We start from the raw sequence: 22,857 nt of genomic DNA on the forward strand, positions 1-22,857 counted from the left end.
TTTTAGTGGAGATAAAACTCCGGCGGTTAATCCAAGTATCGATTCATTGCATCCACATCCGCACTCTGACGGTCATAGACACTTCCTTCCTGTGGGCGGAGACCACTGCCGCCGCAAACCTTACAAGTATAGCGCCACTCTTCATCATCCATCAGCAGACCTTCTCCATCGCAAGCGAGGCAGAATTCATCTCTAGCCATCTTCATTCCTCTTTTCCTTGTTTTTCTTACCATTTCTCAAACGCTTCAGGTTATACAGGGGAGATTATATTTTTAAAGAATCGGGAATGTGAGAATCATTGGAGGGATAACCGTGGCAAATGAGGAAAATCATCAGGAAACAGATGTAAATGAAAACAATAATTCAAATCAGAAAATAGATCGGCCTGGACGGCAGTTTTATATTCCGTCCCAAATCGTAGATGAATTTGGTGAAAAGGGAAGGGATCACTTAAACAAACCATTCCGCGCTCAATTCTTACTTGCGCTCACGGCAGGCTCCTTCATGACTTTCGGAGCTGTTTTTTCAGTACTGCTTGCTGTCGGAGTCGAGACGAAAGGGATCTATCACCTTTTATCAGGTCTTGGGTTCGCAGCAGGTTACTCGATGGTCTTCATATCAGGGGCGGTCCTGTTTACGGAAATCAATGTACTTTTACCATCCTACTTGTTTAACAAAGCAGGATTGATGAAGAAGAATATTTATAAATTCTGGCTGTCCTCATACGTTGGGAATATCATTGGAGCCTTTCTTGTCGCAGTATTGATTCAGTGGTCAGGCTCATTTGCAAGTACATTCTATCCTGAGCTTGACATGTATTTGGACCATAAAATGAAATTCATGGATCATGGAGTCAAAGGATGGTTTCAGGTTCTGGTATCTGGTGTACTTGCAAACTGGCTTATCGGAATGGCGGCCTTTCTGACGACCTCAGCCCGTGATTTAACAGGTAAAATTCTCGGAACAACCTTACCTGTTGTGCTTTTTGTAGCAGGGAATTTCCAGCACAGTGCTGCAAATATGGGGTACTTCAGTATGGGCATTTTAGCTTCTGATAAATACACGTGGTATGAATATATCTTTTTCAACCTTGTACCTGCTAGTATTGGAAACCTGATTGGAGGAGCAATTTTAGTATCCTTGTTGTTCTCTTATGCTTACAAAGAGGACATTCAAACCTCCCTGGGAAGGAAAAAGAATAAGAAGGGGGCTGAACGATGATGAAACAAATCATAGCTATGGGGGGAGGAGGCTTCTCGATGGAGCCTGAAAACCCTCTGTTGGATGCTTACGTGTTGGATCAAGTGGAGAAGGAGAGACCAAAAATCTGTTTTGTTCCCACGGCTAGTGGGGATGCGGACAGTTACATCGAACGTTTTTATGAAGCGTTCAAAGAGAAAGCGGAAACGACCCATTTATCCCTGTTCAAGCTCCCAACGAGAGATTTAAGAAAATTTTTGCTCGAACAGGACATCATTTACGTAGGTGGAGGATCGACGAAAAACCTACTCGCTCTTTGGCGGGAATGGGGTTTGGATGAAATCATGAAAGAAGCATGGGAGCAAGGAGTCGTCCTTGCCGGCATCAGTGCAGGGGCCATTTGCTGGTTTGATGAAGGGGTGACGGATTCCTACGGTGACCAGTTGGAACCACTGGAATGCCTAGGATTTCTCCCGGGAAGCTGCTGCCCTCATTATGATGGGGAGGAAAAGCGGAAGCCTGCGTACACATCTTTTATAAAGGATGGATCGATTCGTCCAGGTTATGCGCTCGATGACGGAGCGGCCGTTCACTTTATAAATACGGAACCAGTAAAATATGTAATTTCCCGTGAAGGGGCTAAGGGCTATTATGTGAGAGTAGAAGATGGTGAAGTCGAAGAGAATGAATTGGATATGGAGAACTTAAGCAAGTAAACAAACCCCACTACATAAGGTGTAGTGGGGTTATTTTGGGATGATTTCTTTATATTTTTTTCGGATGTTTGATAGTTTTTGTAAATGAGTGATCGAGTCTTCTTCAAGCTGTTTTCCGACCCCCATTACAAGAGCTTCAAGGACAGCGACTGGTGAAACCATGGTGTGAAATTCCCACATCTCTCCCCTGTGGGCGTACAGTGTATAATCAGCCAGTTCTTTCATATCTGTAACAAGTCGATCTGTAATCAGAATCGTACGTGCGCCTATGTTTGCAGCATAATCGAATATAACTTTTGTTTCAGGGAGGAGATCGACAAATTGGAAGATGACGATGGTCGATTGTTCATCCATGTGCACCATGGATTCATAAATTTCAAAACCACTTTTGGCAAACCGTTCGACTCTAAGCCCGAACCTTTTTAGACGATATTCCAATAAATCCCCAAGACCTTCAGACGATGCGGGGGCGTGGATGAATAACTTTTCCGATTCAATGACCGTTTGGATTGCGTGCTGGAAGGATTCCTGGTCGAAATGTTTGCTGGTGAGGACAAGGTTTTTAAAATGTTGTTCGGTCAATTGACTGAAGATGTTGTCATCATTAAATTGCTCGACCGTATTTCGCATTTTGTTTTCAGGGGACCGGTCCATCTTTTTCTTAACCAGTTGTTTATATTCCCTGAAGTTTTTATACCCCATGAATAACCAGAATCTCGACACGGACGCTATGCTCACCTTCGCTTCGTCTGCAATTTCCTGTTCGGTCGCATATACAACCGACGTATCCTTCTTTTCAATAACATCGGCGATTTGTCTTTGTTTCCGGGTCATCTTTTTTTTGTCTAAATCCAGTAGGTTTCTTCGCATGTTTTCCCTCCTTTGTTTTTCAGTATAAAACCCTCTCTCTTACAGATGTAAATTTCTTTTCATTCTTTATAAAAAGTTAATTTTGTTTACACGATCTATACATGAAACAGATGTGTGCTTAATCTCCATTTTCTACTATGAAATTGAACAAACCACACGAGGAGGAAATGGAGAATGAGCACTATGAAGAGAAATGAGTACACGCAGTCGCAGAAGATGATGGTCTTTATTTTATCGATGTCTTTGTTTGGGCTTGCCAATCTATTTACAGAATTACTACCTGAGTTCACTTTAGGTCCTGTAGAAATTTCAATTTCTTACTTGGCTTTCATCCCATTGACATTGGTTATGTTATTTAATCCCCTTTATGCAGCGTTTGGGGCCTCCGTAGGTGAGATCATTTTCGGAGACCTTTTACTAGGAGATTTTGGTGGACTTGGTGAATTGGAAGGATTTATACAGTTTACACTTGCCATGTATATTGCTGGTTTACTTGTCACGAACTTGAATAGTAGAAGACAAATCGCTGTCGCTGCTCTCGTCGGGGTTATGATTGACCAGATGTTAAGTACCATTGTCGATGTTGGAAAGGTATGGTTTGGGATTGAAGAACTTGAAGCTGTCTCAGGCCTCCCGGCGTCCATCCTGGCTATTGAAGGAGTCAGCTTCCTTACAGAGATGGTGATTTCCGGGGTTTTATTTGGCTTGATCCCCGCTCTTTATTTAATTCCTCGTTTGTATGGAAAAATTGAACCTTTGCTTGGCATTGAGCCTCGGGAAGGCCGTGTCAATGCCTCAATGACTGAATGGGTATCTGTGAGGTTTGTGATTGCCTCGATCTTTCTTGTCTTTGTAGGATTGGTATCTGAATTCATGGCCGAAATGGACATTAATTTCGCTGTTTGGGAACCGGAATTTCTTGAGCAATTCGGCGAAGGGTATATCTGGCTTCCAATCTCGGCTGCAGCCATCCTGTTTATTGTAGCCGTTGCAGGAGCGAAGAAAGTAACAGGTGCACGCAGGCTCGGAAAGAATGACAAAACCGCATGAATCCACTTATACAACTAGAAGATGTTCACTTCAAATATCCAGGCTCTAAAGAGAAAGTATTGCACGGGGCTTCCCTTACGATCGATGAAGGTGAATTTCTTGCTGTCATCGGTGGAAATGGAAGTGGGAAAACGACCTTATGTAAGACGTTTAATGGTTTGATACCGAATTATTATACTGGTGAGTTTTCAGGAGATATTGTGGTGAATGGACAAGATGTCTCCGCTTCAACGGTATCACAAATGAGTCATGAAGTCGGCTATGTGTATCAGGATTTTGAAAATCAATTGATGAGACCGACCGTATTCGATGATGTAGCTTTTGCCCCTTTGAATTTTGGTCTGCCGGATTTTCATGAAAAAGCAGAATGGGCACTTGGAGTACTAGGCCTCACTGATATAAAAGATCATAGCATATGGCAGCTGAGTGGAGGTCAGAAGCATTTAACTGCCATTGCTGGAGTTCTTGCACTGAATCCCAAAATATTGATTATAGATGAACCTGTGGCACAACTCGATCCCCACCATGCGAAAGATATCTATGAACGGTTGAAAGATTTGCAGGAGAATTACGGCAAAACCATCATTGTTATAGAACATCATACCGAATTCATTGCAGAGTATTGTACGAATGTACTGCTCGTAGACCACGGGAGAGTAGCGTGGAAACAATCGGTGAAGGAGGGTTTGAACAAAGTGGAGGATCTCATTCAACGGGATATTTTCCCTCCGCAAGTGACTCAAGCAGCGATGATGCGGGAAGAAATAGACGCACCCTATCCTTTGACAATTAAAGAAGGGACCAACCACTTTAAAGGTTATTCTTTAATGGATACAAGAAAAGATCAGGACCTTGAAATTGGCAAAGAAGTAGTGAGTTTAGAAAATATCACATATACAGGGCGCACGATTTCCGGTGGAAAAAAGAAAATATTGGATAAAGTGTCTACCTGTTTCTTTGAAGGTGAGCGAATTGCCCTCGTGGGAACAAATGGAGCAGGGAAAACTTCTTTGATGAAATGTCTCACTGGGATGGTGAAGCCTGATGCTGGAGAGGTATTCATAGATAGAGAATCGACGAAGGATTTAACCTTTGAAGAAACGACAGAGCGAGTGTCCTATATATTCCAAAATCCAGAAGAAATGTTCATCCAGGATTCTATTAAAAATGACCTTGAGTTTTACGACCGTTCACGCGGAATCGACCGCAAAGAATTTTTGGATCAGCTTGTTTCTTCCTTTCGATTGCAGGAAGTATTCCATAAAGATGGCCGTCTCCTAAGTGGAGGTCAGCAGCGTAGAGCGTCTATGGCCATTGGTCTTGCAACAGACCCCCGCCTCGTTATGCTCGATGAACCAACAGCAAGTTTGGATGTTCAAAGCAGGAAAGAGCTGACAAAAATTTTAAAAGAAATGGAGAGTGTCTCCACCGTCCTTATTGCCACTCATGACATGCAGCTGGTTGCCGAATGGGCGACCCGGGTCCTTGTCATGGACCAGGGAGAAATCATCTATGATGGGAAGCCCAGGATGATGTTTAGTCAAGAACACGTATGGAAGCAGGCAGGACTTATTCCGCCTCAAATTGTCCAACTATCCTTAGCGCTTGGCCTGATTCCAGCAGCGTTATCTGTCGAAGAGTTTTTAAGGTGTATCAAGGAGGTGGAAACTCTTGCAGTTCGTTGAAAAATTAAGAGGGAGTATTAATCTGGAATGGGTGAAGATGGAACTTTTGAAGACGGCTTACGGTAAGAAAGAAACGTATCTTGGTAAGCTTGATCCTCGAGTCATCATCGTTTGGTACTTGATTGTCAGTTTACTTCCGTGGTTCACCTTTAACTACGTAATTTTAATCGGCCTTGCTGTTTATACATCGATCATGGCCCTTGTGACAAGAGTTAGTCCCTTAATCATCTTTCTGTTGAGCATTGGTATTGTCGGTGAGCTTGGCTATATTTTTATTGTCGCCTTTTTCCTGGGAGGAGACCTTGCCGCGTATTCAGCTCTAATCACGCTGACTATGAAAATCGTCATTATGTCGATTGCGAGTATAGCAGCATTTGCGAGTATGGATCCTGAAAAATTGAGTGATGCTCTGCTCAGCTTCGGTGTGCCGGCCCAATTCAGCTTTGCCGTATCTTATGGCTATCGTATGCTGCCGATTTTGATGGATGAGTACCAACAAATTATCCAGTCTTACCGGATGAGGGGGAAAGCCCCTCAAAAGCATGGGTGGTTAAAATGGAAGCTTGTTCTCTATTACACCAAAATTATCGTCAAAGCGTTTTATCCGATGATGTTGAACATTGCTAAGCGTACAAGAACAACCGTAGAAGCTCTGGAAGTTAGAGGGTTTTCCTATGCCATCCATAGTGATGAAGCGAAAAAGCAAAAACTATCGCATTTAAAGATCGGTCCAAAAGAATACCGATTTATCATGCTCAGCGCCGTTATTCTTATTACCATTCATACACTAGGCTACTATTACCATTTCTAAGGAGGAACACAATGAACATAGATTTTCATACGCACGGAAATTTATCCAAGAAAATTCCCGTCACAGTAGAAGAATTCATTGAGAAAATGGAAGAAGCAAAGCAGAACGGGCTCACAGCTATTGCTCTTACTGAGCATTTTAATGCGATGAACTTTTTTGAATTATACGAGATGCTGGACCGTCACTTCGAATATCGAAAAAATTACTATATGGTAAATGGTGTGAAAGTATTCCCCGGCATTGAAATTGACGTGAAAGAAATAGGTCACTTTCTCGTCGTCGGGGATCGTGAAGATATAAAAGCGATTCGGAGGAAGTTAAGTGATCACCTGGAAGAAGCGGATTTCCTTCCTGTTCGTGAATTAATTGATCTGCTTCATCCTTACGATGTACTGAAAATAGGGGCCCATCCGTTCAGGGAATCAACTCCGTGGACGCATCATGAGGAGGATGTGCTTACACAATTTGATGCTTTTGATATAAACGGAAAAGATTTGCATAAGTATGGGTTAGCTATGAAACAGCGTGTCGAAGAACTTGCTGAGCAATTCGGTACTTCGGCAGTAGGCGGCAGTGATACCCACCAATTGTTGCAATATGGTTCTGTGGTCAATGAGTTTCCGGATTGTGAAACCATTCAGGATTTAAAGGGAGTCATTCGTAGAGGCGATTATGCCGTGTTCATATCCCCGGCCATCGACACAAAAGTGAAAGCGGCGAAAATGGTGAAAAACTTATTGAAAAAAGAATATGTAGCGTTGTAAAAGAAGTCCCTTCTCACATGTTGAGAAGGGACTTCTTTTGAGGTGATTTACTCAAACAGCAGAATCTCCGGATCTTTTTTATACGTGTGCACCAACATGGCGTGCAATTGACCGCGGTGGTGATACATATGGGCGACCGTTTGGATGAGCCATTCAAAACGTGTATTCGTCACACCCCACCAGGACGTGGTTTCTGTGTATAAGTGCTCTTCGGTGTAGTTTTCAAATTGAGCTTTTAATTGCGCAAAGTTGTCAAATAGACGTTCTAAGATTTCATCTTTTGTTTTCATTGATACCGTTTCATAGAAGTGCTCCATCTCTGCTTTAGAAGCCCCTTCTGTGATGTGCCCATCAGCAGCAGGGATTGCTGCAATGTGTTCGAGCAATTCCCCGATGGAGTACTTTCCCTCCGTCGGTCTCAGGGTCAAATCTTCTTCTGATAACTGACCGACCATTTCGGAAATGGATGCAATAACGATTTCTAATTGATGAAAAGCGCTCTGACAGTACATATTCATAGGAACACAACCTTATTAAAATTGTTATTCCTCCTCTTATTCTCCGACGTTCGACTAAATCCCTTTCCCAAGCGAAAAACTACATGAAACGACGAAATTCGCCCTAAGGTTTGGTTTGACTCCCGCATAAAAAGACCTACATTCAAAGATGCTTAGTGAATTTTTTAGACGATGAGTTGACTCTGACGTTACGTTATAGATTATCTTTAATTGTGAGGTGATCACCGATGTATAAGGTGAAAGAAATGGCGGAGATGACAGGGGTCAGTGTGCGCACACTGCACCATTATGATCATATCGATCTGTTGTCACCGAGCTATGTAAGTGAAAAAGGCTATCGTTTATACAGTGAAAAAGAGTTGGCCCGTCTGCAGCAGATTCTTTTCTTTAAAGAGATGGATTTCTCTTTGAAGAAGATCAAGGAGATTCTGGATGACCCTGATTTTGATGAAGCCGATGCATTGCAACGCCACCGTGAGATATTAAGAGAAAAGAAAAAACGGTTGGAGCGATTAATTCGTTCGGTGGATCAGACGCTCCAAACGTTGGAAGGAGAAGATCGTATGAAAAATGAAGACCGTTTCCGTCCGTTTGATAAAAGCGAGATTGAAGCCCATCAGAAAAAGTATGAGAAGGAGGTGGAAGAACGCTGGGGAAATACGGACGCTTACAAACAATCCAAACAGAAAACATCCCAATATACGAAGGAAGATTGGAAGAAGATTCAACAAGAGGGGGACAAAATTGACCGCGCGCTTGTAAAATTAATGGATCGTGACCCTTCTGATCCAGATGTTCAGCAGTTGATTGATAAAAAACGTCAGCACATCACGGGTCACTTTTATGAGTGCAATCTGCAAATTTTCAGAGGGTTGGCGGACCTGTATGTTAACGACCCTCGCTTTACGAAAAACATCGACAAATGGAAAGAAGGATACGCCGAGTTCCTAAAAAGAGCCATGCACATTTACTGCGATCAACAGGAAGAAAGTTAAAACTCTTTTAGAGGAAGGGAATAACTGCATGACCAGGTCATACAATTATTTCCATTAAACATAAAACCTTTTGTTCCTTTTTCTTCCTTACCAGGTCATACAGTTTTTCCCATATTAACGTGGCTGGCAAATGAGTCCATTGTGTACTTTGATGTAACCGTGTCTCAGGATGTCGAATCCTGCTTCATACATATAGAGTCCCATTTGTTCAACAGTCATGAGTTCCCGGTAGGTATGGTTCATCACATCGGCCATGACATGATAGTAGAGGCGGGATCGGAGCTGGTTCCGTGGGGTGGTCAGAATCGCAAAGCCCCCTTCTTTTAAAAAGCGTCGGTGCCAGTCAGCGACTTCCGTTTTGTATTCATCAGGAAAATGTTCCAACAGGCCGACGGAGAGGACAATATCGAATTCTTTTCCGAAATCAAGGTTGCGAATATCCTCAACCACATATTCAATGTTCAAGTCATCTTTATAGATGACTTTCCACTGTCCTGTTTTAGGATTTTCACCTAAGAATGGATAATGTTCTGGGAATTCACCGAACCGTGTTGTCTTGCAAAATTCATCATAATCGACCATGACAATCTCTGCTCCTGGGTACATGGCTCCAAGCTGCATGGCTTCATAACCTTCCGCAGCTCCTAAAAAGAGAATACGGGGGCGGTCTACATGCAACCCTTCAAAAAGGGCTCTCTTTCCGCGAGGGTCCCAAATTCCATCTTGGATTCTATGAACATAATTCCATAACTGCAATTGAACAAGATTACCAATCGCTTGTTTTACTTGTCCAGGATTCAATGCAGCTAGGCTTCGCATGAACTGTTTTTTACTCTGGTTCTTTTCCTGAGGAACATCTTTGATGAACCACTCATGAAAGGATTTGTTGAAATAGGTCCATGAAGTGTGCGGATCCATCATTTGATCATTCTCTCGCTCCCATTCAGTTCGTTCTTTCGAATAATTCGTGACCTCAAAAGGTTTACCTACATCCTTCCATGACAAATGGGACCAATCAGAAACCGTGTTTAAACGAACAAACTTGTTATACTCTTTCTCTGAATAACGTCTAAGGTCGACACGGTATTGCGGATGGGAAAACGTTTCGCCCATATGCTCTTCACTATAGGGCTTAGGTATCCTTGAATCCTTGACCACAGCTTCTCCTAACATGGATCGATCACCTCTCCATATCATTTAGTACAACTATAACCGTTTATGTAAACGTTTACAATGTTAGTCATTCTTTAGAAATACCCTTTTTTGTATGACCAGGTCTTACATCATCTGGTGTACCAGGTCATACAAATATTCCCAAAAGGCTATGTGTGGTCTGTACATATAACCTCAACAAAACAGATTTTATGATTTCTTAGGTACATTTATCCATTACAACCGGATTATTACACTGAAGTAAAGATGATGTAATGTTTGAAAAGTTATTGTTGTGTTCCTGTTATTGGCATATGAGCTGTACGTGTTACAGTAGGAATTGTGATTTTGAGACAGCGCTTAGCCGAGGGCTGAGCGAGAGCTGTTTACCAAGGAGGAAATTAAACATGATGAAAAAAACAATTGTTTCTTTGGCGGCGGTCGCATCGGTTTCGGCAGTAACAGCAACAGCAGTAAGTGCAGATGAAATTAAAGTAAAAAAAGGAGATACTCTTTGGAGCATTGCTCAAAACAATGGAGTATCTGTGAATGATATAAAAGATGAGAACGGTTTGAACTCTAATTTGATTTTCCCTAATCAAGTACTTTCTATTAACGAGGGACAGAACGGACAAGCTCAGGCGCAAACGTCTAGCAGTGTTCACACGGTTCAATCCGGGGACACGCTTTACAGCATTGGACAAGCAAATAACGTAAGCGTGCAAGAACTGAAAGCTTGGAACAACCTTAACTCCAACCTCATCTATCCTGGAGAGAAATTAACCCTTGATGGAGCAGCAGTTGCTGAACAGTCCACATCTGAAAAGAGCTCAAGCAATGAAGAAGCAGAAGTAGAGCAAACATCCAGCCAACCAGCAGAAGATGGTGTCGTTAAAACATTGAATATGGAAGCGACAGCGTATACAGCATTCTGTGAAGGTTGCTCCGGTACAACTTATACAGGTATTGATTTGAGAGCAAATCCAGATCAAAAAGTTATTGCCGTAGACCCGAACGTGATTCCACTAGGTTCTGAGGTTTATGTAGAAGGATATGGTAAAGCGATCGCCGGCGATATCGGCGGTGCCATCCAAGGCAACCGCATCGATGTATTCATGGCAGATCGTTCTGATGCTCTTGACTTCGGACGTAAAAGTGTAGAAGTAAAAGTTTATGAATAATATAGATCGAGACGATCCTTTGAGGGGTCGTCTCTTTTTGTTTTTTCGCTGGTGTGCAATTTAAAACTATTCTTTTTAAAAAGGATATCTATTAAAAAGTTTCATCTTTTGTATTGGTTGCCCATCGTGGGAAAAGTATAGAAAGCGACATTTTTCTACATAAATAGGTTTGAAAATCAACCCGCGCGGATATTGTTCAGAAACGATGATCCTTTAAATAAGCTCTATCGTTAGAAAAAAACGTATAAAACATAATTTTTTCTTGCGTTTACGAAGTTTTACTAATAATATCAAGGGGAATCGTATTTTATACTAAAAAAGAAGGGAGGACACCACGATGACTCTGCTATACTCAAAAGCTCGTGAGCTGTTCGATCAGGATTACAAAAACAGTCCGGAAGCCCAAGTCCAATCAAAGGGTAAAGGCGTGAAGCGCACACGGAGTGGAAAGGTTCTATTCTCTTTCCGTAAGCAGACCAACAAACGGAAATAGCATTAGAAGTCGTGGAGGTAGCTATGAGAAGTAACAAAAAAAGAATCAACATGGTCGACTATTTAAAACAAGTTGTCCCGTGGATCAGCGTTTCATTGACAAGATCAGTCATGAAGCGCTGATTTTTTATATCCAGAAGGTTTACATATAGAAGGGTTCGGTTATCGTATTCGCTAAGGAGGCGAAAACATGAACATTTTTTCAGGTGAAGCATTAAAAGGCGAACACATCCTCGTTACGGGGGCGACAGGCGGGATTGGATATGAAACGGCCAAGGAAATCGTCCGTGCTGGAGGTCATGTGACCATCACAGGCAGGAACGAAGAGAAACTCGCCTTGTTAAAAGAGGAATGTGCTACGATAAACGGAGAGATGAAAGTTTTCATAAGTGCTGCTGATTTGAACGATGAATCGGATCGTGTAAAAGTAGTACAGGACGCCAGGAAGGCGATAGGTTCTGTGACAGGACTCGTCAATTCGGCTGGGATCATCGGTGGAGGTCCCCTTGAAGATCTAAAAGAAGAAGACTTGCGTAAAGTGATGGAGCTCAACTATTTTTCTACCGTCTTTTTCACTCAGGAAGTCTATAAAGATATGAAAGCAAATGGGCGGGGAAGCATTGTCAATTTATCTTCCCTCTCTGGATTGCGAGGTACGCATTCTGGTACGGCTTACAGCGCTTCAAAGTTTGCGATTACAGGATTCACGCAGTCTTTTGCTCATGAAGCTATTGAGCATGGTGTCCGTGTCAACGCCGTATGTCCAGGCTATGTAGACACAGCTATGGGGCAGGAAGCCATTCGTTCAAAAGGAAAGCGTGAAGGTAGAAATTATGAAGAACAAAGAAAAGCAGCCGAAGAAGGGATTCCTTCTGGAAAACTGAGTGAACCTGATGAAGTGGCCAGGTCCATTGTCTACCTTTTATCGGAGGGATCGACCAATATTGTCGGGGAATCTTTGAAAATATCCGGAGGAAGCGTCATGCGTTAAGGAAAAAAGGAGGTAGACCCTTTGACAGGAGAACGATATTCAAGACAACAGCTCTTCCAACCAATAGGAGAAAAAGGGCAGCGTCGTCTGAAAGAATCGCACGTGCTCATCATAGGGGCTGGTGCACTAGGGACAAGCAGTTCAGAGCAGCTTGTGCGGGCAGGAATCGGAAAAATAACTGTTATTGACCGGGATTATGTGGAATTCAGTAACTTGCAGAGACAGCAACTATTCACAGAAAAAGATGCTGAAAACCGTATGCCTAAGGCGGTGGCAGCCAAAGAACGTTTGGAAAAAGTAAATAGTGAGGTGCACATTCATGCAATAGTGGATGATGTACAAGTAGAAGAACTTGAAAAATATTCAAAAGACATCGATTTGATCATAGATGGAACGGATAATTTCGAAACACGTATGCTCATCAACGATTTCACACAAAAACACCAAATCCCCTGGATTTATGGTGGTTGCGTAGGGAGTCATGGGATGAGTTATACGATTATACCAGGCACGAGCCCTTGTTTGTCATGTTTGATGAGAAGCATTCCCCTCGGTGCGGCCACTTGTGATACGGTAGGCGTGATCAGTCCGGTTGTTCAAATGGTCGCCGCCCATCAGGTGACGGAGGCGTTGAAAGTCCTTGTAGGAGATGTTCATTCCATACGTAAAGGACTGGTAACCTTCGATCTTTGGACGAACGACTATACATCGATTAAAACCGGACGCATTCAAAGAAAAGACTGCCCATCTTGCGGGGAAGAACCATCTTATCCTTTTCTATCTGGAAATGAAATGACAAAGGTTGCTGTTCTATGCGGAAGGGACACCGTGCAGATACGTCCAAATAATAAGGAACAAAGAGATTTGGAGGAGTTGAAAAATCGACTTCCAAATGGAGAGATTCAGGAGAATCCTTTCTTGTTATCCTATAAAAATTCGCTGTACCGTATGGTTTTCTTTCGGGATGGCCGCGTGTTGATTCACGGGACAAAAGATATAAAGGAAGCAAAAACGTTGTATCATAAAATCGTAGGTGGTTAATGTAGTTTGTATAGGAAGAGAAAAGGGAATACATAAACCAACAACCAATAAGGAGAGTGCAACATGGGACGACTACTAAAACGAGTGTTCAAATATGGACCGATGGTATATCCGATCATAAAAAAATTCATGAGGAAACGAAAAGGACGGTACTAAAAGTGAGCAGAGATCTGCTCGCTTTTTATTTCTCGTCTATATAATAAGGAAGAAAAAGATCAATCCTATTCTAGTGTTCTAGAAAACTAAAAAAAGTATTGAAAAACCTATTGTGTCATTCGAAATGCCATGATATATTATTACTTGTCGCATTAACAGAGCGGCCAGCCGCAAACGGCTTAACAAAATAAATCATAAAAAGTTGTTGACGAAAACGACTGCATATGATATATTAATTAAGTCGCTGTTTTGAAGCGGCAAACAAACATTTGATCTTTGAAAACTGAACGAACCAACCAGTACGTCAAAACATTTCTTCTTTATAGAAGAGATTTGAAACAAGCACATTCGGTGTGCAAATGAGCAAGTCAAACTTAACTTTTATGGAGAGTTTGATCCTGGCTCAGGACGAACGCTGGCGGCGTGCCTAATACATGCAAGTCGAGCGCGGGAAGCGAGTGGATCCTCATCTGAGGTGAAGCTCGTGGAACGAGCGGCGGACGGGTGAGTAACACGTGGGCAACCTGCCTGTAAGATCGGAATAACCCCGGGAAACCGGGGCTAATGCCGGGTAATACTTTCTTTCGCATGAAGGAAAGTTGAAAGATGGCTTCTTGCTATCACTTACAGATGGGCCCGCGGCGCATTAGCTAGTTGGTGAGGTAACGGCTCACCAAGGCGACGATGCGTAGCCGACCTGAGAGGGTGATCGGCCACACTGGGACTGAGACACGGCCCAGACTCCTACGGGAGGCAGCAGTAGGGAATCTTCCGCAATGGACGAAAGTCTGACGGAGCAACGCCGCGTGAACGATGAAGGTCTTCGGATCGTAAAGTTCTGTTGTTAGGGAAGAACAAGTACCGTGCGAATAGAGCGGTACCTTGACGGTACCTAACGAGGAAGCCCCGGCTAACTACGTGCCAGCAGCCGCGGTAATACGTAGGGGGCAAGCGTTGTCCGGAATTATTGGGCGTAAAGCGCGCGCAGGCGGTTCCTTAAGTCTGATGTGAAAGCCCACGGCTCAACCGTGGAGGGTCATTGGAAACTGGGGAACTTGAGGACAGAAGAGGAGAGTGGAATTCCACGTGTAGCGGTGAAATGCGTAGATATGTGGAGGAACACCAGTGGCGAAGGCGACTCTCTGGTCTGTTTCTGACGCTGAGGTGCGAAAGCGTGGGTAGCAAACAGGATTAGATACCCTGGTAGTCCACGCCGTAAACGATGAGTGCTAGGTGTTAGGGGGCTTCCACCCCTTAGTGCTGAAGTTAACGCATTAAGCACTCCGCCTGGGGAGTACGGCCGCAAGGCTGAAACTCAAAGGAATTGACGGGGGCCCGCACAAGCGGTGGAGCATGTGGTTTAATTCGAAGCAACGCGAAGAACCTTACCAGGTCTTGACATCCTTGGACATCCCTAGAGATAGGGCTTTCCCTTCGGGGACCAAGTGACAGGTGGTGCATGGTTGTCGTCAGCTCGTGTCGTGAGATGTTGGGTTAAGTCCCGCAACGAGCGCAACCCCTAATCTTAGTTGCCAGCATTCAGTTGGGCACTCTAAGGTGACTGCCGGTGACAAACCGGAGGAAGGCGGGGATGACGTCAAATCATCATGCCCCTTATGACCTGGGCTACACACGTGCTACAATGGATGGTACAAAGGGCAGCGAAGCCGCGAGGTGTAGCAAATCCCATAAAACCATTCTCAGTTCGGATTGCAGGCTGCAACTCGCCTGCATGAAGCCGGAATCGCTAGTAATCGCGGATCAGCATGCCGCGGTGAATACGTTCCCGGGCCTTGTACACACCGCCCGTCACACCACGAGAGTTGGCAACACCCGAAGTCGGTGAGGTAACCTTTTTGGAGCCAGCCGCCGAAGGTGGGGCCAATGATTGGGGTGAAGTCGTAACAAGGTAGCCGTATCGGAAGGTGCGGCTGGATCACCTCCTTTCTAAGGATATATTGAAAGGCGAAAGCGACTGTACAGACCCGACGAACTAAGTGAGATCACGTAAAGACTTGTCAAAGTCTTGGAGAGATATCGCTTAGAGCGCTTGGGTCTAGGAGCTGGAGCTAGACAATCGGAAACGTACTGTGTTGGTTGTTCAGTTTTGAGAGATCAAACGATCTTTCAACTTGTGAACCTTGAAAACTGGATAAGGAATCATTGTCTTCATCTAACGATGAGACAATTGATGACAAGACATCTAATTGAAATTGTAAACGTCTTTTCACGAAGATAGTTAAGTGAATAAGGGCGCACGGTGGATGCCTTGGTACTAGGAGCCGATGAAGGACGGGACTAACACCGATATGCTCCGGCGAGCCGTAAGTAGGCTTTGACCCGGAGATTTCCGAATGGGGAAACCCACTGTTCGTAATGGAACAGTATCCTATACTGAATACATAGGTATAGGCAGGCACACCCGGGGAACTGAAACATCTAAGTACCCGGAGGAAGAGAAAGCAAATGCGATTTCCCAAGTAGCGGCGAGCGAAACGGAATCAGCCCAAACCAGAAAGCTTGCTTTCTGGGGTTGTAGGACACTCCATTGGAGTTATCAAAGAGGAAGATAGGCGAATCGATCTGGAAAGGTCAGCCAGAGCAGGTAACAGCCCTGTAGTCGAAATCTTTCTCTCTCCGGAGTGGATCCTGAGTACGGCGGAACACGAGGAATTCCGTCGGAATCCGGGAGGACCATCTCCCAAGGCTAAATACTCCCTAGTGACCGATAGTGAACCAGTACCGTGAGGGAAAGGTGAAAAGCACCCCGGAAGGGGAGTGAAAGAGAACCTGAAACCGTGTGCCTACAAGTAGTCGGAGCCCGTTAATGGGTGACGGCGTGCCTTTTGTAGAATGAACCGGCGAGTTACGACCGTATGCGAGGTTAAGCAGCAGAAGCGGAGCCGCAGCGAAAGCGAGTCTGAATAGGGCGAGTGAGTATGCGGTCGTAGACCCGAAACCGTGTGATCTACCCATGTCCAGGGTGAAGGTCAGGTAACACTGACTGGAGGCCCGAACCCACGTAAGTTGAAAATTACGGGGATGAGGTGTGGGTAGGGGTGAAATGCCAATCGAACACGGAGATAGCTGGTTCTCTCCGAAATAGCTTTAGGGCTAGCCTCAGAATAGAAAGTCATGGAGGTAGAGCACTGATTGGACGAGGGGCCCCTATCGGGTTACCGAATTCAGTCAAACTCCGAATGCCATAGACTTTGTTCTGGGAGTCAGACCGTGGGTGATAAGGTTCATGGTCGAGAGGGAAACAGCCCAGACCGCCAGCTAAGGTCCCAAAGTGTGTGTTAAGTGGAAAAGGATGTGGAGTTGCTTAGACAACCAGGATGTTGGCTTAGAAGCAGCCATCATTCAAAGAGTGCGTAATAGCTCACTGGTCGAGTGACTCTGCGCCGAAAATGTACCGGGGCTAAACACACCACCGAAGCTGCGGATTGATCTTATGATCAGTGGTAGGAGAGCGTTCTAAGGGCCGTGAAGTCAGACCGTAAGGACTGGTGGAGCGCTTAGAAGTGAGAATGCCGGTATGAGTAGCGAAAAAAGAGTGAGAATCTCTTTCACCGAATGCCTAAGGTTTCCTGAGGAAGGCTCGTCCTCTCAGGGTTAGTCGGGACCTAAGCCGAGGCCGAAAGGCGTAGGCGATGGACAACAGGTTGATATTCCTGTACCACCTCCTTTCCGTTTGAACGACGGGGGGACGCAGGAGGATAAGGAGAGCGCGCCACTGGATGTGCGCGTCCAAGCAGTGAGACGGTCGGATAGGCAAATCCGTCCGGCAACGTCAAGCTGTGATGGGGAGGGAAATAGAGTACCGAAGCTCCTGAGTTCACACTGCCAAGAAAATCCTCTAGTGAGGAAAGAGGTGCCCGTACCGCAAACCGACACAGGTAGGCGAGGAGAGGATCCTAAGGTGAGCGGGAGAACTCTCGTTAAGGAACTCGGCAAAATGACCCCGTAACTTCGGGAGAAGGGGTGCTCCTCTGCCGAGGAGCCGCAGTGAAAAGGCCCAAGCGACTGTTTACCAAAAACACAGGTCTCTGCGAAGCCGTAAGGCGAAGTATAGGGGCTGACACCTGCCCGGTGCTGGAAGGTTAAGGGGATGCGTTAGCTTATGCGAAGCGTTGAACCGAAGCCCCAGTAAACGGCGGCCGTAACTATAACGGTCCTAAGGTAGCGAAATTCCTTGTCGGGTAAGTTCCGACCCGCACGAAAGGTGCAACGACTTGGGCACTGTCTCAACGAGAGACCCGGTGAAATTATACTATGTGTGAAGATGCACATTACCCGCGACAGGACGGAAAGACCCCGTGGAGCTTTACTGTAGCCTGATATTGAATGTTGGTACAGCTTGTACAGGATAGGTAGGAGCCTTAGAAGCCGGAGCGCTAGCTTCGGTGGAGGCGCTGGTGGGATACTACCCTGGCTGTACGGACATTCTAACCCAGGACCGTGATCCGGTCCGGAGACAGTGTCAGGTGGGCAGTTTGACTGGGGCGGTCGCCTCCCAAAAGGTAACGGAGGCGCCCAAAGGTTCCCTCAGAATGGTTGGAAATCATTCGCAGAGTGTAAAGGCACAAGGGAGCTTGACTGCGAGACCTACAAGTCGAGCAGGGACGAAAGTCGGGCTTAGTGATCCGGCGGTTCCGCATGGAAGGGCCGTCGCTCAACGGATAAAAGCTACCCCGGGGATAACAGGCTTATCTCCCCCAAGAGTCCACATCGACGGGGAGGTTTGGCACCTCGATGTCGGCTCATCGCATCCTGGGGCTGTAGTCGGTCCCAAGGGTTGGGCTGTTCGCCCATTAAAGCGGTACGCGAGCTGGGTTCAGAACGTCGTGAGACAGTTCGGTCCCTATCCGTCGTGGGCGTTGGAAATTTGAAAGGAGCTGTCCTTAGTACGAGAGGACCGGGATGGACACACCGCTGGTGTACCAGTTGTTCCGCCAGGAGCATCGCTGGGTAGCTACGTGTGGTCGGGATAAGTGCTGAAAGCATCTAAGCATGAAGCCCCCCTTGAGATGAGATTTCCCTTTGCTTTAAGCAAATAAGATCCCTCAGAGACGATGAGGTTGATAGGTCCGAGGTGGAAGCGTGGTGACACGTGGAGCTGACGGATACTAATGGATCGATGACTTATCTATCTGATGAAAATCATTCGTGAAAAAAGCGTACCTTTTCAAACAAGATGTTTCCTTATCCAGTTTTGAGGGTTCACCTCAAACTTTATATTGATGTGGTGGTGAAGGCGAAGAGGTCACACCTGTTCCCATGCCGAACACAGCAGTTAAGCTCTTCAGCGCCGATGGTAGTCGGGTTTACCCCCGTGAGAGTAGGACGCCGCCACATCATTTCGTAACCCTTCAGGAATAATCCTGAAGGGTTATTTTTGTATTGTGCGTTTCGTTTGAATTTGGTAAAGTATAGAAATATTGACATGAGCGGAAGGGGATGATAACGATGAAACTGTACGGAGCTCTACTTTCCTTAAGTTTGATATGGGGATTATCTTTTGTTTTTATAGAAACTCTGATCGGCACAGCCGGGGTGTGGGGCACTGTTTTTTTAAGATGTCTTGCTGGAGCTGTGATTCTTCTTCCGTTGGTTTTTATTAAGTGGAGGAAACATCAGCTTCCCCAATCAATCCCTTGGGGCGTATTGATTATTGTCGGTGTATTCAATGCGGGTCTTCCCTGGGGTCTGATTGCTTTGAGTCAGACCGTGGTGACCAGTAATACCGCGGCAGTTCTCAATGCAACGACTCCAATTATGACAGGTTTGATTGGTTTTCTTGTATTTTCGGTTTTGTTAAACAGATGGCAGTGGAGTGGAATTGTTATCGGTTTTATCGGCATCCTGGTATTGACCGGTTTTGAGTTTGGAAATATACGCCCCGATAACTTCATCGGTATTGGGACAATGATTCTTGCAACCTCGTGCTATGGGTTTGTTTCACACTTTACACGAAGGCACTTACGTGGATTCGATGTGATTCTTCTGACGAGCATTGCCCTCCTCGTAGGAGCGATGGTTGGTCTAACAGGTATTCTATGGACACAACCTGCACTGCTCATCTCTATCGGGCAAAATATGAACGTTACCTTTACAATCAGCGTGATCGGTTTAGGTTGTGTGGGTTCTGGAATCGCTCATCTACTTTTCTATTATATGATCGATCGAGGGAGTGCCGAGTTTGCAAGTATGGTTACTTACCTTGTTCCGGTGACCGCTCTTTTCTGGGGGCACCTGCTTCTTGGTGAGCCGGTCACAAGTCAGTTGATTATTGGTCTTGGTGTGATTTTTGCAGGTGTATATCTGTCTACGAGGAAGAAACGTGTGAGTCGCTCATTTGTAGGGAAGAAAGCAAGTTAAGGTTCGTTTTTTTATGAGTGTGATAGAATGTGACTAACGATGCAGTTGAGGGGAAATGCTTATGAACCGTTGGGATTCCACACCGGTCATCCGCTTTTTCGGAGGTCGGAAACTTTTATTCATCTTAGGAGTACTCTTGCTGATTGGGTTGAACATCCTCGTCTTTTCAAGTGTAGGATTTATCTTCGATCCTTTCTTAGTTTTTGTTAAAACGGTAGCTTTGCCGTTAATTCTTTCTATTGTCGTCTATTATTTACTTCGGCCGATCATCAATTTGCTTGAATCATGGAGAATAAAAAGGATATGGGGGATTTTGATTACCCTTCTAGCGCTGGTGGGGATCATCACCATGCTTGTAGTCCTTATTATTCCCTTTCTTGAAAAGCAGTTGATCAGTCTGGCTGAAGAGTTGCCTCGTTATTTACAAGATTTGATTAATACAATTGATGAGTGGTTGAGGAATTCAATTTTTTCAGCGTATTATACGAATCTATTTGAAGACGTGGATGGAATGTTGAATCAGATTCCTGATTATATTTCTTCTTATGCCTCTGAGACCGTAGAAGGAATCACGAATATCATTTCAACCGTGACGAATGTAGTCGTAGCGCTTGTGACATTGCCGTTCATTCTCTTCTATTTGTTGAAAGATGGGCATCGTCTCCCGTCATTTATCATAAGGATGTTCCCGCCGAAGGTCCGTCCGGAAGTATCCAGTGTATTTAAAGGCATTGACCATCAACTGTCGGCTTATATTCAAGGACAGATCATCGTCAGCTTTTGCATCGGTATTATGATGTACATCGGCTTTCTGATTATCGGACTGGAGTATGCTTTGTTACTCGCGGCTATCGCTAGTGTGACAAGTGTTGTTCCATACTTAGGGCCTGTCATAGCGATTACACCTGCGTTGATTATATCTATTGTGACTTCACCCTTTATGGTTGTGAAACTTGTCGTCGTTTGGACGATTGTACAGTTGTTGGAAGGGAAGTTCATATCCCCGCAAATCATGGGGAAAAGTTTGCACATTCATCCCGTCACCATCATCTTTGTTTTATTGACGGCAGGTCATTTATTTGGAATCGTCGGGATCATTTTAGCTATTCCTGGCTACGCGATTTTGAAGGTGGTCGTATCACACCTCTATTACTGGTTCCAAAAGCGGTATAACCGGTTTGTAGAGGAAGAGAATCAATATAAGATTCAATAAAGAAGGAAGTGAGCTCAGTCACTTCCTTCTTTATTTTTGTAATTTAATTTCTTTCAAACGCTGCCTCTGTTCTTCCGGCCACCATGCCCCGCAGTCACTGGATACGACGCAGGCAGCACAGGTTTCGAGGTCATAAACGCGCATGCCACGGATGGGTGGAGAATAGACGTGCAAGGTCACAAGTGGTGTTGTACCTTCTCTGCCCATTTTGTGAATCCCTTTCTTAGGAGCGAAAAAAAGACTCCCATTGTCCTTGAATTCTGTGAAGAGAGGAGAAGGCAATGCTTCGCCGTGAGCCTGATAAACCGTTTGCTTAGTCGTACCATTCATGACTTGGATCCAACCTGTGGAATGACCGTGATCGTGAGGCGCACACTCAATATCTGCCCAATTCATGACGATCATTTCCACGTGATCATCCTCGTATATCATTTGGCGGTAATAGGGCTTGCCTTCAGGGTCCTGCAAATAGGGGGCTAACTCATCTAACGTAACTCCAAGATCGATCAATGTTTTTTTCAGTATTTCGGGTGAGTATTCATCAAGATTTCTGAACGCTTCCTCGACACGGTTGATCATCCTCATAGACATCCTCCTTATTAAAAATGTTTCCTAAATGAAAATCTCCCCTGGACGAGCATCACACCTGCAATGATCAAAAGGCCTCCAAAAAGAGAGGAGGCAATGAACTTTTCATTCAGCAGAATGATGGCAGCGATTAGTGTAGCCAATGGTTCAAAATAGAGAAAGACAGAGACCTGTGTTGCTTGCATCACCTCTAATGCTTTCGCCCAATACCAGTAGGCGATGGCCGATACGAAAATGCCGAGAAAAAGTAGATGAGCCCAGTGTTCGGGTGAGAGTGAACGTATTTGGTCCAGCCCATGGTTCCTGATGAAGAAAGGAAGCGTCAAAAAGAACCCTGTGGTGCTCATATAAAAGGTCAGGACAAGAGAAGGTACAGGGACAGATAATTTTTTTAGGAGCACGGAATAGACAGCCCAGTTCACAGTGCTTAAAATCATAAGAAAATAGCCGAGGCTTAAGGAAAAACTAAAAGCATGACTGCTCCCGATGGTTGTGATAATCAAAACGCCTGTGACGGCTATCGTGATTCCGGAAGCTTTCTTCAGGGTAAGCTTTTCCTGCAAGAATATGAAGGACAGAAAGACGGTAAACACCGGGGAGAACGAAATCAGCCATCCTGCATCCGATGCGTGTATGGTCAGCAGGGCTGTCGCCTGGACCACTTGATGAACAAATACTCCGAGGACCCCAAAGATGAGTACATGCGGAAGATACTTTATATGTATTTTCAAGGGGTATTGGAATAGAAGTATCATCATCAATAAAAAGATCGACCCAATTCCAAATCGGATGACAAGCAGGGAAAAGGGATCCAATTTTCCTAAAACGGCTTTGGTGGAAACGAAAGACACACCCCAGAAGGTAATGGAGAGAAATGCATAGAGAGAAGCGCCGATTCGCGATGGGGAACTCATAGACCGTGTCCTTTCCTCATATAGTCTCCTTTCACTATATGCGGGAAAAGGACAAGCATGAGACTCCGAGACTCTATTCTATCGTAACAAAACGATTGTGGAGTGACACTTTTTCGACGAATATTCTGATCGTTAGACA

General features: G+C 44.8%; 19 protein-coding genes and 3 rRNA genes. 16 read left to right on the forward strand and 6 right to left on the reverse strand.

Features of this window, described 5'->3' with window-relative positions; genetic code table 11:
- Positions 1-26: 26 nt before the first annotated feature.
- Positions 27-200 carry a hypothetical protein gene (locus tag ACJA3J_RS01545; RefSeq protein ID WP_167356081.1) on the reverse strand — a complete coding sequence of 58 codons (174 nt, stop codon included), beginning with the start codon at positions 198-200 and terminating at the stop codon, positions 27-29.
- Between the two features lie 112 nt (positions 201-312).
- Here ACJA3J_RS01545 and ACJA3J_RS01550 point away from each other — a divergent pair, with 112 nt between their 5' ends.
- Both ACJA3J_RS01550 and ACJA3J_RS01555 read left to right on the forward strand, forming a co-directional pair.
- Positions 313-1,221: a formate/nitrite transporter family protein gene (locus ACJA3J_RS01550; protein WP_406945330.1), complete on the forward strand. Its 909-nt coding sequence runs from the start codon at positions 313-315 to the stop codon at positions 1,219-1,221.
- Complete coding sequence (locus ACJA3J_RS01555; RefSeq protein ID WP_406946251.1) at positions 1,221-1,916, forward strand: Type 1 glutamine amidotransferase-like domain-containing protein; 696 nt, start codon at positions 1,221-1,223, stop codon at positions 1,914-1,916. The genes ACJA3J_RS01550 and ACJA3J_RS01555 overlap by 1 nt, the downstream gene beginning before the upstream one ends.
- Positions 1,917-1,946: 30 nt before the next feature.
- Here the strand turns inward: ACJA3J_RS01555 and ACJA3J_RS01560 are convergent, their stop codons facing one another.
- Positions 1,947-2,786 (reverse strand): MurR/RpiR family transcriptional regulator, encoded by an 840-nt coding sequence (locus ACJA3J_RS01560; protein ID WP_406945331.1) that lies wholly within the window; start codon positions 2,784-2,786, stop codon positions 1,947-1,949.
- A gap of 174 nt (positions 2,787-2,960) precedes the next feature.
- Between ACJA3J_RS01560 and ACJA3J_RS01565 the strand changes: the two genes are divergently transcribed.
- Genes ACJA3J_RS01565 through ACJA3J_RS01580 form a run of 4 tightly spaced genes read left to right on the forward strand, consistent with a single transcriptional unit; the run spans position 2,961 to position 7,096 of the window.
- Positions 2,961-3,836, forward strand: coding sequence for a cell division protein FtsQ (locus tag ACJA3J_RS01565; RefSeq protein ID WP_406945332.1), 876 nt, complete (start codon positions 2,961-2,963; stop codon positions 3,834-3,836).
- The gene (locus ACJA3J_RS01570; RefSeq protein WP_406945333.1) at positions 3,833-5,521 is read left to right on the forward strand and encodes an ABC transporter ATP-binding protein; all 1,689 of its coding nucleotides are present in this window, start codon (positions 3,833-3,835) and stop codon (positions 5,519-5,521) included. The genes ACJA3J_RS01565 and ACJA3J_RS01570 overlap by 4 nt, the downstream gene beginning before the upstream one ends.
- Complete coding sequence (locus ACJA3J_RS01575; RefSeq protein ID WP_406945334.1) at positions 5,508-6,332, forward strand: energy-coupling factor transporter transmembrane component T family protein; 825 nt, start codon at positions 5,508-5,510, stop codon at positions 6,330-6,332. Before ACJA3J_RS01570 ends, ACJA3J_RS01575 begins: the two co-directional genes overlap by 14 nt.
- Before the next feature lie 11 nt (positions 6,333-6,343).
- Positions 6,344-7,096: a PHP domain-containing protein gene (locus ACJA3J_RS01580; protein WP_406945335.1), complete on the forward strand. Its 753-nt coding sequence runs from the start codon at positions 6,344-6,346 to the stop codon at positions 7,094-7,096.
- Positions 7,097-7,143: 47 nt separating this feature from the next.
- Here the strand turns inward: ACJA3J_RS01580 and ACJA3J_RS01585 are convergent, their stop codons facing one another.
- Positions 7,144-7,614 (reverse strand): DinB family protein, encoded by a 471-nt coding sequence (locus ACJA3J_RS01585; RefSeq protein WP_115824553.1) that lies wholly within the window; start codon positions 7,612-7,614, stop codon positions 7,144-7,146.
- A gap of 227 nt (positions 7,615-7,841) precedes the next feature.
- Here ACJA3J_RS01585 and ACJA3J_RS01590 point away from each other — a divergent pair, with 227 nt between their 5' ends.
- Complete coding sequence (locus ACJA3J_RS01590) at positions 7,842-8,609, forward strand: MerR family transcriptional regulator (protein ID WP_406945336.1); 768 nt, start codon at positions 7,842-7,844, stop codon at positions 8,607-8,609.
- A gap of 114 nt (positions 8,610-8,723) precedes the next feature.
- Here the strand turns inward: ACJA3J_RS01590 and ACJA3J_RS01595 are convergent, their stop codons facing one another.
- Positions 8,724-9,782, reverse strand: coding sequence for a class I SAM-dependent methyltransferase (locus ACJA3J_RS01595; RefSeq protein ID WP_406945337.1), 1,059 nt, complete (start codon positions 9,780-9,782; stop codon positions 8,724-8,726).
- A gap of 389 nt (positions 9,783-10,171) precedes the next feature.
- Here ACJA3J_RS01595 and ACJA3J_RS01600 point away from each other — a divergent pair, with 389 nt between their 5' ends.
- The 9 genes from ACJA3J_RS01600 (at position 10,172) to ACJA3J_RS01640 (ending at position 21,216) form a co-directional block, all read left to right on the forward strand.
- Positions 10,172-10,942: a LysM peptidoglycan-binding domain-containing protein gene (locus ACJA3J_RS01600; protein WP_406946252.1), complete on the forward strand. Its 771-nt coding sequence runs from the start codon at positions 10,172-10,174 to the stop codon at positions 10,940-10,942.
- 337 nt (positions 10,943-11,279) lie between these two features.
- A complete protein-coding gene (locus tag ACJA3J_RS01605; RefSeq protein WP_167356080.1) occupies positions 11,280-11,435 on the forward strand; it encodes a hypothetical protein in 156 nt (51 codons plus the stop codon).
- Between the two features lie 189 nt (positions 11,436-11,624).
- Positions 11,625-12,425 carry an SDR family NAD(P)-dependent oxidoreductase gene (locus tag ACJA3J_RS01610; protein WP_406945338.1) on the forward strand — a complete coding sequence of 267 codons (801 nt, stop codon included), beginning with the start codon at positions 11,625-11,627 and terminating at the stop codon, positions 12,423-12,425.
- A gap of 21 nt (positions 12,426-12,446) precedes the next feature.
- Complete coding sequence (locus ACJA3J_RS01615; protein ID WP_406945339.1) at positions 12,447-13,466, forward strand: thiazole biosynthesis adenylyltransferase ThiF; 1,020 nt, start codon at positions 12,447-12,449, stop codon at positions 13,464-13,466.
- Positions 13,467-14,002: 536 nt separating this feature from the next.
- Positions 14,003-15,569 (forward strand): 16S ribosomal RNA (locus ACJA3J_RS01620).
- 290 nt (positions 15,570-15,859) lie between these two features.
- Positions 15,860-18,775 (forward strand): 23S ribosomal RNA (locus ACJA3J_RS01625).
- Positions 18,776-18,866: 91 nt separating this feature from the next.
- A 5S ribosomal RNA gene (gene rrf / locus ACJA3J_RS01630) occupies positions 18,867-18,980 on the forward strand.
- The 16S, 23S and 5S rRNA genes sit together here, the layout of an rRNA operon.
- A gap of 111 nt (positions 18,981-19,091) precedes the next feature.
- Entirely contained in the window at positions 19,092-20,003 is a 912-nt protein-coding gene (locus tag ACJA3J_RS01635; RefSeq protein ID WP_406945340.1) for a DMT family transporter, read from the forward strand.
- A gap of 61 nt (positions 20,004-20,064) precedes the next feature.
- Positions 20,065-21,216, forward strand: coding sequence for an AI-2E family transporter (locus tag ACJA3J_RS01640; RefSeq protein WP_406945341.1), 1,152 nt, complete (start codon positions 20,065-20,067; stop codon positions 21,214-21,216).
- 30 nt (positions 21,217-21,246) lie between these two features.
- On the opposite strand, the gene ACJA3J_RS01645 is transcribed toward ACJA3J_RS01640, so the two are convergent.
- Entirely contained in the window at positions 21,247-21,801 is a 555-nt protein-coding gene (locus ACJA3J_RS01645) for a cysteine dioxygenase (RefSeq protein WP_406945342.1), read from the reverse strand.
- A 14-nt stretch (positions 21,802-21,815) separates the two neighbouring features.
- Positions 21,816-22,718 carry a DMT family transporter gene (locus ACJA3J_RS01650; protein ID WP_406945343.1) on the reverse strand — a complete coding sequence of 301 codons (903 nt, stop codon included), beginning with the start codon at positions 22,716-22,718 and terminating at the stop codon, positions 21,816-21,818.
- Between the last annotated feature and the right edge of the window lie 139 nt (positions 22,719-22,857).

The organism is Halobacillus sp. SY10 (assembly GCF_045401165.1).
GTDB classification, from domain to species: Bacteria; Bacillota; Bacilli; order Bacillales; family Halobacillaceae; genus Halobacillus; species Halobacillus aidingensis.